This is a genomic window from Asanoa ferruginea, assembly GCF_003387075.1.
Taxonomy (GTDB): domain Bacteria; phylum Actinomycetota; class Actinomycetes; order Mycobacteriales; family Micromonosporaceae; genus Asanoa; species Asanoa ferruginea.
Window position 1 is genome coordinate 546,035 of sequence record NZ_QUMQ01000001.1, and the last position, 17,282, is coordinate 563,316.

18 protein-coding genes and 1 pseudogene are annotated in these 17,282 nt (G+C 67.9%); 12 read left to right on the forward strand and 7 right to left on the reverse strand.

The genetic code is table 11. The features are described from left to right. The first annotated feature begins 299 nt into the window (after positions 1–299). The 4 genes from DFJ67_RS02655 (at position 300) to DFJ67_RS02670 (ending at position 3,667) form a co-directional block, all read left to right on the forward strand. On the forward strand, positions 300–1,862 hold the full coding sequence (locus DFJ67_RS02655; RefSeq protein ID WP_239097390.1) for an APC family permease: 1,563 nt from the start codon (positions 300–302) through the stop codon (positions 1,860–1,862). A gap of 261 nt (positions 1,863–2,123) precedes the next feature. Next, positions 2,124–2,507: a GNAT family N-acetyltransferase gene (locus DFJ67_RS43630; RefSeq protein ID WP_244940457.1), complete on the forward strand. Its 384-nt coding sequence runs from the start codon at positions 2,124–2,126 to the stop codon at positions 2,505–2,507. A gap of 33 nt (positions 2,508–2,540) precedes the next feature. Beyond that, on the forward strand, positions 2,541–3,107 hold the full coding sequence (locus DFJ67_RS02665; RefSeq protein WP_170215724.1) for an RNA polymerase sigma factor: 567 nt from the start codon (positions 2,541–2,543) through the stop codon (positions 3,105–3,107). Further along, positions 3,104–3,667, forward strand: a complete 564-nt coding sequence (locus DFJ67_RS02670) for a hypothetical protein (protein WP_116066393.1) — start codon at positions 3,104–3,106, stop codon at positions 3,665–3,667. The genes DFJ67_RS02665 and DFJ67_RS02670 overlap by 4 nt, the downstream gene beginning before the upstream one ends. Positions 3,668–3,725: 58 nt before the next feature. Here DFJ67_RS02670 and DFJ67_RS02675 read toward each other — a convergent pair whose 3' ends face one another. After that, positions 3,726–4,376, reverse strand: coding sequence for a peptidase inhibitor family I36 protein (locus tag DFJ67_RS02675; RefSeq protein ID WP_170215725.1), 651 nt, complete (start codon positions 4,374–4,376; stop codon positions 3,726–3,728). A 648-nt stretch (positions 4,377–5,024) separates the two neighbouring features. Between DFJ67_RS02675 and nicT the strand changes: the two genes are divergently transcribed. The 6 genes from nicT to DFJ67_RS02700 all read left to right on the forward strand — a co-directional run bounded on the left by nicT (position 5,025) and on the right by DFJ67_RS02700 (position 9,518). Continuing rightward, positions 5,025–6,158, forward strand: a complete 1,134-nt coding sequence (nicT, locus tag DFJ67_RS02680; RefSeq protein ID WP_116066395.1) for a Nickel transporter NicT — start codon at positions 5,025–5,027, stop codon at positions 6,156–6,158. A 269-nt stretch (positions 6,159–6,427) separates the two neighbouring features. Beyond that, positions 6,428–7,195 (forward strand): HoxN/HupN/NixA family nickel/cobalt transporter, encoded by a 768-nt coding sequence (locus DFJ67_RS02685; protein ID WP_116066396.1) that lies wholly within the window; start codon positions 6,428–6,430, stop codon positions 7,193–7,195. 39 nt (positions 7,196–7,234) lie between these two features. Beyond that, positions 7,235–7,990 carry a methyltransferase gene (locus DFJ67_RS02690; protein ID WP_116066397.1) on the forward strand — a complete coding sequence of 252 codons (756 nt, stop codon included), beginning with the start codon at positions 7,235–7,237 and terminating at the stop codon, positions 7,988–7,990. 35 nt (positions 7,991–8,025) lie between these two features. Continuing rightward, on the forward strand, positions 8,026–8,496 hold the full coding sequence (locus DFJ67_RS02695) for a hemerythrin domain-containing protein (RefSeq protein ID WP_116066398.1): 471 nt from the start codon (positions 8,026–8,028) through the stop codon (positions 8,494–8,496). A gap of 87 nt (positions 8,497–8,583) precedes the next feature. Beyond that, positions 8,584–8,733, forward strand: a complete 150-nt coding sequence (locus DFJ67_RS42515; RefSeq protein ID WP_170215726.1) for a hypothetical protein — start codon at positions 8,584–8,586, stop codon at positions 8,731–8,733. 32 nt (positions 8,734–8,765) lie between these two features. After that, positions 8,766–9,518, forward strand: coding sequence for a class I SAM-dependent methyltransferase (locus DFJ67_RS02700; RefSeq protein WP_116075544.1), 753 nt, complete (start codon positions 8,766–8,768; stop codon positions 9,516–9,518). A 12-nt stretch (positions 9,519–9,530) separates the two neighbouring features. Here DFJ67_RS02700 and DFJ67_RS02705 read toward each other — a convergent pair whose 3' ends face one another. After that, positions 9,531–10,394, reverse strand: a complete 864-nt coding sequence (locus tag DFJ67_RS02705; RefSeq protein ID WP_116066399.1) for an oxidoreductase — start codon at positions 10,392–10,394, stop codon at positions 9,531–9,533. Positions 10,395–10,629: 235 nt separating this feature from the next. Here DFJ67_RS02705 and DFJ67_RS02710 point away from each other — a divergent pair, with 235 nt between their 5' ends. After that, positions 10,630–12,435: a CocE/NonD family hydrolase gene (locus tag DFJ67_RS02710; protein WP_116066400.1), complete on the forward strand. Its 1,806-nt coding sequence runs from the start codon at positions 10,630–10,632 to the stop codon at positions 12,433–12,435. A gap of 43 nt (positions 12,436–12,478) precedes the next feature. Here DFJ67_RS02710 and DFJ67_RS02715 read toward each other — a convergent pair whose 3' ends face one another. After that, complete coding sequence (locus tag DFJ67_RS02715; RefSeq protein ID WP_116066401.1) at positions 12,479–13,330, reverse strand: oxygenase MpaB family protein; 852 nt, start codon at positions 13,328–13,330, stop codon at positions 12,479–12,481. 11 nt (positions 13,331–13,341) lie between these two features. After that, positions 13,342–14,100: an SDR family oxidoreductase gene (locus tag DFJ67_RS02720; protein WP_116066402.1), complete on the reverse strand. Its 759-nt coding sequence runs from the start codon at positions 14,098–14,100 to the stop codon at positions 13,342–13,344. 82 nt (positions 14,101–14,182) lie between these two features. Here DFJ67_RS02720 and DFJ67_RS02725 point away from each other — a divergent pair, with 82 nt between their 5' ends. Then, the gene (locus DFJ67_RS02725) at positions 14,183–14,662 is read left to right on the forward strand and encodes an RrF2 family transcriptional regulator (RefSeq protein ID WP_116066403.1); all 480 of its coding nucleotides are present in this window, start codon (positions 14,183–14,185) and stop codon (positions 14,660–14,662) included. 8 nt (positions 14,663–14,670) lie between these two features. Here the strand turns inward: DFJ67_RS02725 and DFJ67_RS02730 are convergent. The 3 genes and pseudogenes from DFJ67_RS02730 to DFJ67_RS02740 form a co-directional block, all read right to left on the reverse strand. Next, positions 14,671–15,642 (reverse strand): annotated as a pseudogene (locus tag DFJ67_RS02730) (aldo/keto reductase). Further along, positions 15,642–16,562 carry an MBL fold metallo-hydrolase gene (locus tag DFJ67_RS02735; protein ID WP_116066404.1) on the reverse strand — a complete coding sequence of 307 codons (921 nt, stop codon included), beginning with the start codon at positions 16,560–16,562 and terminating at the stop codon, positions 15,642–15,644. The pseudogene DFJ67_RS02730 and the gene DFJ67_RS02735 overlap by 1 nt, the downstream one beginning before the upstream one ends. Next, positions 16,546–17,127: a winged helix-turn-helix domain-containing protein gene (locus DFJ67_RS02740; RefSeq protein ID WP_116066405.1), complete on the reverse strand. Its 582-nt coding sequence runs from the start codon at positions 17,125–17,127 to the stop codon at positions 16,546–16,548. The genes DFJ67_RS02735 and DFJ67_RS02740 overlap by 17 nt, the downstream gene beginning before the upstream one ends. Between the last annotated feature and the right edge of the window lie 155 nt (positions 17,128–17,282).

The following is a 17,282-nucleotide window of genomic DNA, read 5'->3' on the forward strand; positions in this document are numbered from 1 at the left end:
GCGCACAACGCCTTGCAGTGCCGTCAGTGCTGTCGCGGCCGCACCGTGCGGGAAAGCGCGGAATTGATAGTTGACAGCCGATGGGCGCGGGACTCTATGCTCCTGCTGTCAACTCATAGACATGGATGCCATCGGCGTCCGGCCTGACGTAGCTGACAGCTCCGTCCCGCGAACGTCGCTGATGGGCGCCATGCCCGGTCAGCGGGGACCCCTCTCCCCCCGAGGGGTCCCCGCCCCGGGTACGTGGGCAGCACAGCGCGGGCAGCACAGCGCGGACAGCACGGCGCGGGCGCTCATCGGTGCCGAGGTCTGCGGGCGCCGCATGTAGGTTGTGGCCTGCTCCTCACACATCGGAGAGACACTTGCCGCCTGCGCACCCCCCGTCGAGCTTTGTCGCCGACCGTCTGGCACGTCGGCGGCTAGGTGTCGCCTCGGTTGTGTTTTTCGTCGTCGCGGCGGCGGCGCCGTTGACGGTCATCGCGGGAGCGGCTGTCACCGCGGTCGCGGTCACGGAGATCACGGCTGTGCCGGTCGGGTATCTCGTGGTGGCGATAGGGCTCGCGGTGTTCGCCGTGGGCTACGTGGCCATGAGCCGGCACGTCGTCAACGCGGGTGCCTTCTACTCCTACGTCTCTCATGGCCTCGGCCGGACGTTCGGGGTCAGCGCCGCGGCGGTGGCCCTCGTCGCGTACAACGCCATGCAGGTGGGCCTGTACGGGGCGTTCGGATATGTCGGCTCTCTGGTGCTCGGCGCCTTCGGGGTGACGGTGGCGTGGTGGCCCTGCGCGTTGGTGGGTTGGGCGATCGTCGCGATTCTCGGGCTGCTGGATGTCAGCCTCAACGGCCGGGTGCTCGCGACCATGCTGGCGGCCGAGGTGCTTATCGTGCTGATCTACGACGCGGCCATGATCACCCATCCGGCCGGCGGAGCGTTGCGGTTCGACACGCTACAACCAGACCAGCTGCTAACTCCCGACATCGCCGCCGTAATGGTCGTTTCCGTCGCAGGATTCGTCGGGTTCGAGGCGACGGTCGTTTTCTCCGAGGAGGCGCGGGATCCACGGCGGACCGTCGCGCGGGCGACCTACATCGCGATCGCCGTCATCGGCCTGCTCTACGGGCTCTCAGCGTGGGCGCTCTCGGTGGCCACCGGTCCCGAGCACCTCGTCGCTCGCGCCAAGAGCGAAGGGCCCGACCTGATGTTCAACCTGGTGCTTCCGTACGTCGGACAGTCCCTGGTCGACCTCGGCAAACTCCTGTTCCTGACCAGCCTCTTCGCCGCCTTGCTGGTCTTCCACCACACCGTGGCCCGCTACAGCTACGCGTTGGGTAGAGAGCGAGTGCTGCCTGCGGCGTTCGGCCGCGTCGTCCGACGCACGGGCGCGCCGAAAGTCGGGTCGCTCGCGCAGAGCATCCTGGCTCTCGGCGTCATCGGGACCTACGCCGTGGCCGGCTGGCACCCGATGGAGAACATGTTCGCGCTCCTCACGACGACGGGCGGTCTTGGCGTGCTCATCCTGATGGCTGCCACATCCGTTTCCGTCATCGGATTCTTCAGCCGCGACCCGCGCGGCGAGTCGATCTGGCACCGCCTGATCGCACCCGTCGCCGCCAGCCTCTTCCTGGGCGGCCTGACGATCGACACGATCATCCACTTCGGGTCGCTGTTAGCGCCGGCGAGTTCACAGTGGGTGTGGGGATTCCCCATCGCGTACGGCATCGCCATGCTCGGTGGACTGGTCTGGGCGTTCATCGTGCGACGCTGGCATGCAGACATCTATGCCCGAATAGGGCTTGGCGTTGAAGAGCCACCGGGCTCCCCCAAGCCGCCGGAGCCGTCGCGTCACCACGCTGTCATCTAGCAGGAAGGACCTTCGTTGTCCGAGGCTGCGACAGACTCGGCCGCGATCCGGCTCGCCTCTCGAGCGGACGCGTCAGCGGTCAGCGCGACCCTTGTCGAATCGTTCCTGGTGAGCGCGGTCGGGGACTGGTTGATCCCAGATATCGCGGCCCGTCGCGCGGTCTATGAGCGGTGCTTCGCCACGATCGTCGATCACGCACTCCGACACGGCGTCATACACACCACCGCAGACCGCGCCGCCGTCGCTGTGTGGTACCCGATGATGGGTCCGGCCGTCGACGATCCGGACCACGACGCCCGCCTCGCTGAAGCCGCCGGCGACTATTTTGATCGGTTTCTGCTGAAGCTGAAGGTCACCGCCGAGCGCCACCCAACCGAACCACACCACCACCTGGCCTTCCTCGGCGTCCAACCGAGCCGCCAAGGAACCGGGTTGGGCACCGCGCTGCTGGACGCCTACCACCGGGTGCTCGACGCGTCCGGGACGCCGGCCTTTCTCGAGGCAACCAATGAACGGAACAGCCGGCTGTACGTGCGGCACGGCTACCGCGCCGCGGAACCGGTCTACCTGCCACACGGAGGGCCCCCGATGTGGCCGATGTGGCGAGACCACGCGGGTGCATGTAACGAAGGTGCGGCTGGCTGACAAGTATCGGCAGAGCATCCTATGGAGGGGCCTGTGCCGGACCATCGAGGAACTGACGCTGATCGTCAGCGGTTAACTGATCTGTTCCGTCAGCATGGCGATGACATCTACGCGTACGCCGCCTTGCGACTCGAAACGGAGGACGCCGAGGACGCCGTGTCCGAGGTCTTCACCGTCGCCTGGCAGAAGCTGTCGACGGTTCGCCGTGGCGAGGAACGGCCGTGGCTGTTCGGGGTGGCACGACGCGTGGTGTTGGCGCGCCGTCGCCGTAACGCCGGCGCGGGTATCTTCCGACAACGTCTGCTGGCCGCCGGTGTTGCCGACGCTGATGATCACGGCGAATCGACCGTTGAGCGGCGTCGTGTCATGGCGGCGTTGGAACGACTGTCAGAAAAGGAACGCGAGGCGCTTCTGCTGCGCTATTGGCTCGACCTCAGCGTTTCTGAAGCGGCTACGGCAGCTGGGTGCTCGACAACAGCTTTCGGCGTCCGCCTGCATCGCGCCAGACGGCGGTTGAGGGACGCACTCGACCGGCACGATGTAGGTCGCGCGCCACGCTTGCTTCGGGCCATGCCCCACCTGCTGAAGGAGCCGAAATGAACGACCGCGAGCTCAAGGAGATGATCACACGGGCAATGCCGAGCAGGGAGACGCGCTTTGCGGCCAGCCCGCAAGGCGAAACGATCCTTCAGCGCATTGTCGCCAACGACGAGAGCGCCCCCGACCATTCAAAACGCCGTCGAACGACGCGCAGGAGGCGGATCGTCGGGTTGACACTCCTGGCAACCTTCGGGGCAGTGGGCGCAGGGGCCGTGGCCATAGCCGACTACGGGGCGCCAACCGCTCCACCGTCGACGCTACCGAAGTCTGCCGAGGCGTTCATGTGCGCCTCCGCAGGGCTGGAGCATATGGCCGAAGTGCCACGAGGCCAGGGCGAGAGCCACGTGGCCGCGTGCCGGCGGATGTGGCCCTCGATTTTTGACGAGGACGCCCCGGACCACCTTTTCGCCTGTGTCAAGGGAGTGCCGACAACGGCCAGCGCCGACCCGCAGTCAGGCGTCGCGGCATTGGTTTACGTTGTCGAGGGTGGCGCGTTCGTGACCGCCAGTCAAACGTGCGGGTCGGTCGGGATGCTCGTAGTTCCCGATTCGGCTGGCTGACACAGCCGGGTGGAAGGCCGGGCGCTGCCCGGCCTTCCACAGCGGCTAGCGTGGAGCGCTACGGCCAGTTCGGGAGCCATGGATTCGATGCGGGCCCGCAGACGTGGACCCCATCGATCTTGTCATTCGCGTTGGCGCTGCCGTCCTGGCCTGGGTCCAACGCGAGATTTGACAGGTCATTCGGTGCGGAAAGCGAGATGATGCGGTTCCACTTGGTGCCGCTCCAGTTGTAGAAGTAGGACCATGTGCCGCTGGTCTGCTCGTTGCTGATCGAGGAGATCTTGTCGGCCCAGTTGCCGCCGCCTGGATACGCGACGTTATACAACTTCCAGTCTTTGTTGCAGTCGTAGAAGTCGAGGCGGTTGCCGCCGTACTGACGGTTCGACCAAACACACAGATACAAGAAGTTGCACCCCGCCGCGAGCGTTGTCACTTCCCCTTGAGCTGCGGGAAGTTTCATCCTCAATCCGGGTGCGATCTGAATCGTCGAAGCATCGAGTTGCTTCGAGCCGGGCATCCGCTTCAAAACGTCGTCGATACCGGCTTGACGCTGCGCCTTCGTGGGCGGAACCGTAGCGTTCTCCCAGTCGTAAACGACTGCCGGCTTCGGCTTCGGGGCAGCCTGGGCAACAGCCGACGGCGCCAGGACGAGCGCTGTCGCGGCTAGCGCCGACGCAAGAAAACGCCGCCGCCTTGTCATCATCGTCATTCCTTTTCCCATCATTCAAGTGGAAACGGAACGGAAGTTGGGCCGGCCCCACACCCGTTGTACGAGAAGCATCGGGTCGGCCTGCTGTGTCCGGCAACGCATCTGCGGGGACCGTGCGGTAATCCGCAAATGACGATGATGGGCGCACGGCAGTGCGGTGCTGGACAACCATTTGAGCTAAGCCGCGGAATCGTGCCATCCCAGACGTTGAGCGATCGCCCCGAGGGCGTAGAGAGTTGGTGCGCCAGTTTCCCGGCGTAGCCGCGCTAGCATCGCTTCGGCCGTCCGCGTGCTCACAAATATTGTGGCCGCGGCGGTGGCTACGGTGTGGCCGTCGAGCAGCAGGCGCAGCAGCGTTCTTTCCAGATCGTTGATGAGCCGCCCCGTGGCGCGCACTTACCCTCCTGTTGCCGAACGCTCACGCTCGTCAATCACGCGCATTAGACCTCGTTACATTCACGGACGTGAGTTGACAAGGGCCAGGATGACCGCTGACGACCCCTCTTGTCAACCACATCCCCCTGTCCACCTTCGTCCTCGGCCTCGACTGAGTTGACGGGCGGTGGTGCGTTATTGCCAACTCTTTGCAATAAGGCCGGCCCGGCGTAGCGTGCGATCCGGTTCGTCCAGGTCGCAGAAGGGTCCGCGATGGCACGCGAAGAGGTTTCCGGGCTCACCCGTTTTCGGCGAAGCCTGAACCGCCGCGACTGGTGGTCGCTGGGCGGGATGGCCGGCCTGATCGTGCTGCTGCACCTCGTCGGGTTCGGTGTGCTGCTCGGCTTGGTCGCGCCGAAGCACTTCCACCTCGGCGGCGACAACCCGGTCTTCACCGTCGGCGTGGGCGTGCTCGCCTACACCTTCGGCCTGCGGCACGCGTTCGACGCCGACCACATCGCCGCTGTCGACAACACCACCCGCAAGCTGATGGCCGACAACGCCGCGTCCGGCAATGACCGCAAGCCGCTGTCGGTCGGCTTCTGGTTCGGGCTCGGCCACTCGACGATCGTCTTCTCGCTGGCGCTGCTGCTGTCGCTCGGCGTGCGGGCCCTCGCCGGGCAGGTCGAAGACGACGGCTCGAGCCTGCACTCCGTCACCGGCGTGATCGGCGCGTCGGTCTCCGGCGCGTTCCTGTGGATCCTCGGCATCCTCAACCTCGTCGTGCTGCTCGCCATCGTGAAGGTGTTCCGCGAGATGCGCCGCGGCACCTACAACGAGCAGGAACTCGAAGACCAGCTCAACAAGCGCGGCTTCATGAACCGCTTCCTCGGCGGCCTGACCAAGTCGGTGCGCAAGCCGTGGCACATCTACCCGATCGGCGTGCTCTTCGGCCTCGGCTTCGACACCGCCACCGAGGTCGGCCTGCTCGTGCTGGCCGGCGGCGCCGCCGCGTTCAACCTGCCGTTCTACGCCATTCTCGTGCTGCCGATCCTGTTCGCGGCCGGCATGTGCCTGATGGACGCCGCCGACGGCGTCTTCATGAACGCCGCGTACGGATGGGCCTTCGCCAAGCCCGTCCGCAAGGTCTTCTACAACATCACCATCACCTCGATCTCGGTCGCCGTAGCCCTGATCATCGGCACGATCGAACTCGTCGGCGTGCTCGCCGACCAGGCACACATCACCCACGGCCCGATCGCCGCGATCGCCTCGATCCCCCTCGACTACGCCGGCTACGGCATCGTCGGCCTGTTCGTCGTGTCCTGGCTCGCCGCGATCGCGATCTGGCGGTTCGGGCGCATCGAAGACCGCTGGTCGAAGAACGTCGCTTCCGTGCCCGACTGAAACCCCGCCGCAGAGTTCACCCGGCCGACGCTCGAAGATCACCTCGGAGTCGGGGACGCCCCGGAATGTGTTTCCGTGACTTCCCGCCGTACCCGGGTCGGGCCCGACGGCACGGTGGACTACCGATACACCGACGCCGCCGTCCTCGGGAAGTCCGACACGTGCCGCCGCTACCTGTTGGAGCGTGCTCGGACTGATCCTGTTCATCGCCGCCGGCGGCTTGTTCGCGGTGCGCCGGCCGCGCCGCACCCCCGCCAGAAAGTGACCGCATGACCCCGCTCGCATTGTCGGCCACCTCCGTCTCGGACCGGCTACAGGACCTGATCCAGACCCCCGGCGTGCCGGCGGTGGCGTTCGTGGTCGCCTTCCTCGCGGGGGCCTGGCACGCCGTCACCCCTGGCCATGGCAAGACCCTGGCGGCCGCCTACCTCGCCGGTTCCAGGGGACGCATCGTCGACGCCGCCTGGCTCGGCGGCTCGGTCGCGGTCATGCACACCATCTCCGTGCTGGTCATCGGCGTCGCCTGGACGTTCCTGTCGCTGTCGACCATCGTCCGGATGGAACAGCTCACCACCTGGCTCCAGGTCGCGGCTGGGGTGCTCGTGGTCTGCACCGGCATCTGGATGCTGCGCCGACACCTGCGCGGCCACAGCCACTCACACGATCATGACCACGACCACGACCACGACCATCAGCACGAGCCGTCCAAGCGGCCAGGCCTGTTGCTGCTCGGCGTCTCGGGTGGCCTGACGCCGTCACCAGCCGCGTTCCTGGTCCTGGCCACCGGCCTGTTCCTCGGCCGGGGCGCGTTCGCCCTGCTGCTGGTCATCGTCTTCGGCCTCGGCATGGCGGTCGTGCTGTTCGGAGTCGGCGTCCTGGCCGTCGCCGGCAGCACCGTGATCAGCCGCAGCGCGCGTTCCCTCAAAGCTCTCAAGCTCGCCAGCCGGGTAACCCCGATCCTGGCCGCCAGCGCGGTCACCCTCTTCGGCGCCGGCCTGGTGACGGTGGCCGCTGTCCACCTCACGACCGTCACCTGACCGGCGATCCGGGCCGTTCTGTTCGTAAACTTCGATGTCATGAACAGCATCGGATGGTACGGCGCGTTGGTCGCGCTGGAGTTCGTCCTCGCCGCCGTGACCGCCGTTGCCCTGTTGTGGATAAAGGCGCCCTACGGCCGATATCAGCGCGGCGGCTGGGGGCCGACGATCCCCGGCCGGATCGGGTGGATCGTGATGGAGTCGCCCTCGGTCGTGGTCTTCAGCGCCGTGTTCGTCTCCGGCGCGCACCGCGATGACCTGGTCGCGCTGGTGCTGCTGGCCATGTGGCTGTGCCACTACGTCTACCGGGCCTTCGTCTACCCGGCGTTGATGCGGCCGGGCAGCCGGATGCCGCTGCTGATCGTGGCACTCGCGCTGGCATTCAACGTGCTCAACGCGACCATCAACGCCTGGTGGGTGGCCGACCTCGGCGGCTACGCCGACAGTTGGCTCACCGACCCGCGTTTCCTCGCCGGTGCGGTGCTCTTCTTCGCCGGGCTGGTCGTGCACGTGCGCTCGGACCACACCTTGCGCCGGCTGCGCTCGCCCGGCGAGACCGGCTACCGCATTCCCTACGGGGGCGGCTTCCGCTGGGTCAGCAGCCCCAACTACACCGGCGAGATCGTGCAGTGGTTCGGGTGGGCGTTGGCGACCTGGTCTCCGGCGGGGCTGGCGTTCGCCGTCTACACCACGGCCAACCTGGCCCCGAGGGCGATCGACCACCACGCCTGGTACCGCGACCGCTTCCCCGACTACCCGGCCGACCGGCGGGCGCTCGTACCCCATCTGCTGTAGCTCGTGTTGTCAGTGGCTTCGGGTAGCGTCCTCGCGTGACTGAGCGCGAGACGACCAGGCTCGTCGCCTGGAGCCAAGAGCTTCGCCAGATGCACGCCCGCCTGCGAGAGGCACTCGACCACACCCGCATCGCGGTTGCCGAAGGCCAAGCAGGCGCGGCAGCCACCGGTGACCTGCTGCTCTATTGCCACGGGTTCTGCGCTGCCCTGGACGGGCACCATCGCGGCGAGGAACACACGCTCTTCCCCGCGATCGAAGCGGCCCACCCGGAGCTCGCGCCCGTGCTCCGCCGGCTCACCCAGGACCACTCGATGATCGCGCACCTGCTCGCCGGCTTGCAGGCCGCGCTCGATCGCGCCGCACCGGCCGCAGAGTTGCACCGTCACCTCGAGGGCGTCGCAGCCATTATGGAAAGCCATTTCCGCTACGAGGAGCGCCAGTTGCTGACGGTGCTCGAAACGCTCTCGCTCGATGCGTCACCGGAGGAGGTCCTCGGCCCGCTGTGAGCAACGGTCGGGTCGGTGCGAGTTTCGGCGCCTCGCCACCGGGGGTACAAGGGGCGGCCACTCGGTCCACCCACAAGGGAGAGCGCCATGTCGTCGGTTCAGGCAGTCCTTTACGTTCTCGCCGTCATCCTGATCGCGATAGCCGCCCTGCCCTTGCGCCCGCGCGGATTCTCGCCGGCTTTGCTGGGCGCGGCCCTCGCGCTGCTTGCATACGCCTGGCCGGTGATCACCGGCTGACGGCGCGGGCTTCATCTCCTAGGGTGTTGGCCGTGACCATCGACGCCCGTCGCCTGTCGTTCGGCGCCGCCGCCGCGGAATACGACCGCGCCCGGCCGACCTACCCGGCGGCGGCGCTGACCTGGACGCTCGCCCCGCTGGGGGCCGGGCGGCTGCGGGTCGTGGACCTGGGCGCGGGCACCGGGCTGCTGAGCCGGGTAATCGCCGCCGCGGGGCATGAGGTGGTTCCGGTCGAGCCCGACCCGGGCATGCGGGCGCAGCTCGACGCCGCCACGCCGGGCGTCCGCGCGCTCGCCGGGTCGGCCGAAGCCATCCCGGTGCCCGATGCCAGCGTGGATGCGGTGCTCGCCGGAACGGCCTACCACTGGTTCGATCCGGAGTTGGCGCACCCGGAAATGGCCAGGGTCCTGCGGCCGGGCGGCGTGCTGGCCGCGATCTGGAACGATCGCGACAAGACGACGGCGTGGGTCGCGGAGCTGTCCCGGCTCATCGCGACCCACCAGCGCGTGTCCGGCCGACGCGCCGAGCTCGACGAGTCGCGCAGCTTCGGACCGCTCTTCGACGACCTGACCAGACAACAGTTCCCGCACGCCGTGCGGCAAAGCCCACAGGGAATCGCCGACCTGGTCGCCTCCCGGTCCAACTACCTGACCGCGACGCCGGCCAAGCAGCGCCTGATCCTTGGCCAGATCGCCGAACTCTGTGCCACCCACCCGCAACTCGCCGGCCGGGACACCTTCGACCTGCCCTACCTGACGACCGTCTACCGGGCCATCAGGGTCTAGTTCTTGAGCGCCTTATAGGGGAAACGTCGTGCCCGTGAGCTGCTCGGAAAGCGACCACAGCCGCGCGGCGAGTTGCGGGTCCTGGGCAGCGGTGGAGCGGCCGATGAGTTCGGGCGCTCCGCGCATATGCCCGAGATGGCTGGGTCCCGCGAAGCTGTTGCCCGGTAGGTCGGCGACAGCCGCGTAAAGGACCGGTAGCGCGCCGGCGTCGGGTTTCTGCGCCAGCAGGCGCACCAGGATCTGGGTCCTGCGGCCGCTGTCGCTGTAGATCCCGGTCGCCAGGAAGCCCGGATGCGCCGCCTCGGCCAGCACGGTCGACCCGGCGGCGGCGAGGCGGCGCTGGAGCTCCGCGGTGAACAGCAGGTTGGCGAGCTTGGAACGGTTGTAGGCGGTCGACCGCTCGTAGGGATGCCGTTCGTCGTTCGGGTCGTCGAAGTCGATCCGGCCCAGCCGCTCGGCTTGCGAGGCGACGGTCACCACCCGGTCAGTGACGTTGCACAGCAACAGGTTGGTGAGCGCGAACGGTCCAAGATGGTTGGTGCCGAACTGGAGCTCGAAACCGTCGGCGGTGCGGCGTAACTCCGGCACCGCTACGGCGGCGTTGTTGATCAGCAGGTCGATCGGGCCCTGCCAGCCGGCGGCGAACGCCCGCACGGAATCGAGCGACGCGAGGTCGATCGTCCGCACCTCCGTCTCGCCGGGGATCGAGTCGGCCGCGGCGCGGCCCTTCTCCGCGTTGCGGACCGCGAAGACGACCCGTGCCCCGGCCCCGGCCAACGCACGGGCGGTCTCCAGACCGAGGCCCCCGTTGGCGCCGGTCACGATCGCTGTGCGGCCGGAAAGGTCTGGGACGTCGGCGGTGGTGAACTTGGTCATCGGATCCTCGGCTCAGCAACGGAAACACGCGGCAGCCATCGAGGCATCAAGAAACAGGATTACGCCGCGCGGCCTGCGCCGACGCCGCACTCGACAGATCCGCAACCTCGCACCGCGAACATACGGGCCATGAGCGGAAGGTCACGGCGAGATAACTCTGGGATACATAACCGCCAATGATCATTAGCATCAATGGCCAACCAGGCGGTCGCGTCTGGAGTTAGGTGGAGGTTGCATGACCGTTCGGAGGAGGATGGCCTTGCCCGTCGCGGCGGCGGGTGCACTGGCCATCATCACGAGCCTCACCGCGGGCCTACCCTCGGTGGCACAGGCCGCCCCGGCGTCTGCCGCGGCTGGCGCCCCGATCACCCACGAGGAAAACCCGCGGGTTCCCGAAGGGGCGGCGTGGACGGAGGCATACTTCCCGTCCTCGGACCGCAGCGGGGTCGAGCTGCACGCCGACGTGCTGCGCCCCGCTCACCTGCCGGCGCACGCGAAGACGCCGGTGATCCTGTCGGTGGGGCCCTACTTCTCGCACGCCGGCGAGACCTCCCCTGGCGGGTTTGACCAGGTCGGGCCGTCGCCGCGGTTCCAGGACCTGATCGACGGCGCGCAGCTCATGGAGCGTGGCTACACCTTCGTGATGGTCGACCTGCGTGGCTTCGGCGGCAGCACGGGATGCCTGGACTTCCTCGGCCCGGGCGAGCAGGCCGACATCAAGGCGGCCGTCGAGTGGACCGCTCGCCAGCCGTGGTCGACCGGCAAGGTCGGCATGTACGGCAAGTCCTACGACGCCAACACCGGGCTGGCGGCCAACGTACTCAAACTCAAGCCCTTGAAAGCGATCGTCGCCCAGGAACCGACCTGGAACAGATACAACTACCTGTTCAGCAACGGAGTGCCGCGGTCCAACGCGACCAGCAGTCCGCGAAGCTACTACTCGATCGCGACGATGCCACAGCTGGTCGATGACAGCGACCGCTACAAGGCGAACGCGGACTACGAGAAGAGCCACCCCGAGTGCCAGACCGACAATGCCACCAACACCCAGGACCCCGACCCGAAGTCGGCGTTCTGGCGCGCCCGTGACTTCGCCTCGCGCGCGGTCGGCACGCGTACCCCCTTGTTCGTCACGTCGGGCTTCATCGAGGACAACACCAAGCCCGAGGACATGCAGAAATACCTGGCCAATCACCACGGCCCGGAGCGCGGCTGGCTCGGCCAGTGGGAGCACGTCCGCGGCAACGAGACCGACGACAACGGTCAGCTCAAGATGGGACGGGCCGGCTGGTTCGACGAAGTGATGCGCTTCTTCGACCAGCACCTGCGTGGCAGCAAGCCGTCGGTGCAGGACCCAGCGTTCTCGGTCGAGGACAGCCTCGGCAACTGGCGCGCCCAGCCGACCTGGCCGATGACCAACGACTCCTACACGGCGCGGCTGTCGCCCGGTCAATATGTCGACGACGGCGGTCAGGCCCAGGCGCAGCGCGCTGCCGAGCCGACGACAGGCTGGGACATCGAGTACGCGCCGCAGGCGGCCGCGCCAATGGCCGCACTGCTCGCGGACGCGCCGGGCAACAGCTACTGGACCTTCTCGACGCCAGCGTCGAAGCAGGTGCGGCTCACCGGCTCGCCGGAGCTCGCGCTGAAGACCAAGGGACAGGGCAATGTCTGGGTACGGCTGTGGGACGTCGCTCCGGACGGCAGGTCGACGATGTTCAACGAGATGGTCGCGGCGCTGAACGACAAGTCGACCTCGTTCGACCTGAAGGCGACGGATTGGACCTTCGAGCCGGGACACCGGCTGGGTGTCCAGATCGGAACCATCACCTCGCGAGGCTGGCGCCCGGTTCCCTCGGGTCAGACGATCACCGTCACCGACGCCCGGCTCGGCATGGAAGTGCAGGATCCGCGGTTCGACTCCCCCACCCAGGGTGACCGATCGCCTTACCTGGACCGCTATATAGCGGCGAACACCGTGACGCTCGACGAAATCGGCGCCCCGACCTTCCCGCTGGACGTTTCGAAGCACCACCACTGACCCGCTGAAGGCGGCCGCACCGGGCACCCTGCCGATGCGGCCGTCAGCGTGGTGGCGGTCCAAGCTCGCTGATCTGGTAACCGTTGGGGTATGAAGCGGTGGCAATGCCGTCCTCGAACATGCCCACCGGGCGAGGGCGGGCGAGATGACGGAGGATCAATGCGCGAGCACGCAGGCCGGCGTGCAGGCCCGCGCGCACCGGCCAGGCGGGCGTCGGGACGCCGGTTGCCGCGCGCAGCCGTTCGTCGTAGAGGGCGCTGACCAACGCGTCGCCGAGCGGGGCGAGCGCGCCCGGCAGCCGAGCCAGCAGCAGCATGCGGGTGGCCCGCTCGATGGCCGCCGCGTTCTCGTTGGGAAGCAACCGCGCCCGGTCGTAGGCGTCGAACCAGCGCTCCATCTCGGACAGTGAACCGGGAATGCCGGCCACGTTCATCCGGTCGCCGAGCTCGCGATAGAACTCGTAGGTCGCGGCCCGCTCGTGGCAGCACGGCCGTCGCCACCCGTAGCGGTCGAGCCAGCGCAACGGCACGACGGTCAGGCACGCCAGCACGTAGACGAACTCGTCGGAGGCGACGTTCCGGAACGGCCGGTGCAGCTGGTTCATCCGGCGGACGGCCGCGCGACCGCGGGGATGGTCGAAGCCGTGCAGCACGATCTCGAACATCAGCAGGCCCGTGTCGTCGACCCGGCGCTGGGTGCGCTCCGTCAGCTCACCCGTGCCGGCCAGGATGGCCGCGACCGTCGGCGTGGAGAACGTGCGGTTGAAGGCCAGGTTGAGGGCCAGCTTCAGGTCCCACGGGAACTCGAACCGCAGCATCGCCCGATAGATCTCGACGTGGTCGCGCCGCGGATCGAGTGAGCGGACCCGCTCCAGGTTGCGGTATCGGTTCTTCACCGGCTCCGAGGCTACGCGCCGCTGGTTGGGCGCTGTCCCTCGAGCCACTCGTCGAAAGTGGTCGGTGCGATGCGGGCGCCCTCGCTGGGCAACAGCACCGGGCCGGCCATGGCCGGGTCGAAGATGGCCGACCAGGTCGGCACGAGCTTGACCTGGTGGCCGCGCGCCTCGTTGGTGCGGCGGGCCATGTCGACGAGGTCCTGCGGCTCCGGGCCGGCGACATCCGTGTAGCGGCCCTGCGGCTCGCCCACCGCGATCTCGGCGAGCACGTCGGCGACGTCCGCGGGCGCGATCGGCTGCACCAGCAGCGGTGCGATCGGCGCGACGCCGTCGCGCTCGGTCCAGCTCGCGACCATCGCGGCGAAGTCGTGGAACTGGGTGGCCGGGACGATCGTCCACGGCACCGGGCCCGCTTCCACCAGGCGCTCCTGCTCGCGCTTGCCGGCGTAGTGCGCGTTTCCCTCGACGCGATCGACCCCGACGATCGAGAGCAGCACGTGGTGCCGGACGCCGGCGCGGTGCTCGGCCGCGAGCAGGTTGCGGGTGGCCGTGCCGAACCACGCGACCGTCTCCGCGTGATCGGTCGCCGGGCCGTTGGTGACGTCGACGACCGCGTCGACGCCGGTCAGGGCCTGGTCGAGGCCGGCACCGGTGAACACGTCGACACCCTGCGCACGGCTGACGCGTACGACGTCATGTCCGTCCCGTTCCAGGCGCGCGACCGTAAGGGCGCCGATGTTGCCGGTCGCCCCGGCGACTGCGATCCGCATGATGATCTTTCCTCTCGTTCGTTACCGGGCTGACGCTATCTCGGACTTAAGAGATCCGCAATATCCGCGATAAACTGATGCTGTGAAGCTGCCCGTGAGCACCGAATGGCTCCTGCACTGCACCGCGACGCTGGCGCAGCTCGAGCCGGGAGCCAGCGCGTCGGCGGCGCAGCTCGCGCTCTATTACGACGTTCCGGCGGCCTACCTGGCCAAGCAGCTACAAGAGCTGGTCAAGGCCGGCGTGCTGACCGCGACGACCGGCCCGCGCGGCGGGTTCCGGCTCGCGCGACCGGCGTCGGAGATCACCCTGCTGCGGATCGTGGAGGCGGTCGACGGCACCTCCGCGCCTTATGAGTGCCGTGAGATCCGTCAACAGGGCCGGGGAGCGCTCGCGCCCGAGGAGTGCCGGAGCATCTGCGTGCTCGCCGAGAAGATGGCCGAGGCGCACGAGGCGTGGCGGAGCAGCCTCGCCGGCGTTTCGCTCGCCGACGTCATCGCCACGCTTCCCGCGACAGCGCCGGCCCGGACCCGATCCCGCCTCGCGTCGACCAGGCCGTCCTAGCGACGAAATCAATACCAGGCCGGGCCGTGCTCGATATAGGGCTGCTCCAGCGCTTTGGCCTCGTCGTCGGTGAGGATGATGTCGAGCGCCGCGACGGCTTCGGTGAGGTGGCGCGGCTTGGTCGCGCCGACGATGGGTGCGCAGACCAGCGGGTTGCGCAGCACCCACGCCAAGGCGATCTGCGCCATCGTGACGCCGCGGCGCTCGGCCAGTTGCTGGACGGCGTTGATGACCGGCTCGTCGTGGGGAGAGTCGAAGGCCTGAACCACCTTGTCGGTGCTGGAGCGGGTGCTCTGCTCTCCGGCGGGCCGGGCGAGACGACCTTTGCCATTCGGGGAGTAGGGAACCAGCCCGACGCCCATGTCGCCGCACATGGCCATCAGCTCGCGCTCGTCGTGCCGGCGCAGCAGGTTGTATTGGTTCTGCATCGAGACGAACCGCGTCCAGCCACCGAGGTCGGCGGCGTGCTGCATCTTCGCGAACTGCCACGCGAACATCGATGACGCTCCGAGGTAACGGACCTTGCCCGCCTTGACGATGTCGTGCAGCGCTTCCATGGTCTCGTCGACCGGGGTTTCGTCGTCGAAGCGGTGGATCTGGTAGAGGTCGATGTGGTCGGTGCCGAGCCGGCTCAACGACGCGTCGACCTGCTCCAGGATCGCCTTGCGGGACAGCCCGGAACCGCCCGGGCCGTCGTGCATCTTCCCGCGCACCTTGGTGGCGAGCACGATGTCTTCGCGGCGGGCGTAGCGGGTGATGGCACGCCTGACGATCTCTTCCGAGGTGCCCCGCTGCTAGACGTTGGCGGTGTCCCAGAAGGTGACGCCGAGCTCGACGGCCTGGCGGAAATAGGGCTGGGCCAGGTCTTCGGTGAGCGCCCAGGGGTGCGCGTCGGGTGCGGCCGGGTCGCCGTAGCTCATGCAACCGAGGGCGAGCCGACTGACTTTCAGACCGGTGTTGCCGAGCCGGGCGTACTCCATCAAATCAACCTAGCCGAGGCCAGGAAGCGGTGCACTTTCGCGCGGATGAGCAGCTTGCGCAAGTCGCGCTTGCCGGGCTCGTTGACGATGACGAAGTCGTCGAAGCGGTGCAGGCCCGGCCGGCCCGCCACGGACGCGGTCGCGTCGCGGATCGCCTTCAGGTCGCCGGCGGTCAACTGGGGAGCACGCTCGTGCGGCTGATAGGTGGCGCCGAGCGGATAGCTGCGGCCCGGGCGGCGCTTCATCTCGACGTGGCAGCCGAGCACGTGGCTCACCGTGCGCGTGGCGGCGAAAGAGACGAGGCGGTCGAGCGTCGCGAGGTATGCGGCGAAGTCGAACACGAACAGCCGGCCCGGCAGGACGGTGTCGCCGGTGAGGAGAATTCCCGTCCATGGGTCATAGACCGTGATGGCCGCCTGGTGGTGGCCCGGGGAGCCCAGCACTTCCAGCAACCGCCCGCCCAGGTCGAAAGTGACGATCTCATCCGGCCAACCGTCGCCGAATCCGAAGAAGGACCGCACCGAGTCGACGTCGACCGCCACGACGGTGGTCGCGGGCCGGTCGGCGAACTGGGCGTCGGCTGCCACGTGGTCGTGATGCGCGTGGGTGTGTGCGACAACCAGTTCGTAGCCCTCGCGCGGGTGCTTGTCGAGCCATTCGGCGATCAGCCCGTCGACGGTCGCGCGCAACGGGAACAGGTCGGGTTCGGCGGTGGCACCGGTGTCGAGCAACAGGGCCCGATCGTTGCCGAACAACAGGTAGAGGAACGGCGCCTCGTAGTTGACGGACTTGCTCTGCCGCAGGATGACGGTGTGCTCGGCGTAACGGTGGACCTGGATCGGCGGCTCGGGGGCGTGTCGTTTCGAGCGCGTGCCGTGCATCCACGTGACGTCGAGCGAGCCTTCAGTTATCGGATTCATTCTCGCCGTCTCCCGGGCCGAGGTCTGGTAGCGGCGTGGCCGCCAGGAAATACCGGACGTGGCGCTGCCCGGGTCGAAGGTGGCTGCTGGCCTCGGTTCGGGCGAGATAAGGCTCGAGAAGCGCTTTCCACTTCTCCCTGATCTCGGCGACGTCGTCGGCGGACACGACGGCGAGCGCGGTCATGATGCCCGCCTTGGGCAACGCCGGGCTCTCGTCGTCTTTCCGTTCCAGATAGTCGAGGATGGCAGCCGTCTCCCGCTCCACCACGACGCGTTCGAGCTGGTGTCGCAGCACCGCGTCGCTGCCCTCCGTGATCCGCACTGTCGGCCGCGGATCGGGCACCCGCCACTGCCGCTCGCGCCGGTCGCGGCCCGGCCCGGCGTCTTCGACGAAACCGTATTTGGCGAGCTGGCGGAGATGGAAGGAGCAGTTGGCCTGCGAGACGCCGAGGATGCGTCCACATTGGGCGGCGGTCGCCGGGCTGATCGTGACGAGCAGGTCGAGCAGGTCGAGGCGGAGCGGATGGGCCAGGGCCCTGATCGCCTTCGGGTCGCTGAGCTCCATATCCCAAAGACTACTTTGACATTTCAGCAGATGTCAAAGGGTTCTTTGGCTTCTTCGACCACAGGCTGAGCTGCGAACACGCGTACGATGGGGGTAATCCTGTTCCACGTGACTTCGCGCTCCGGCGGGGCCGCAGCCCCTTCAGCGAAGGAACG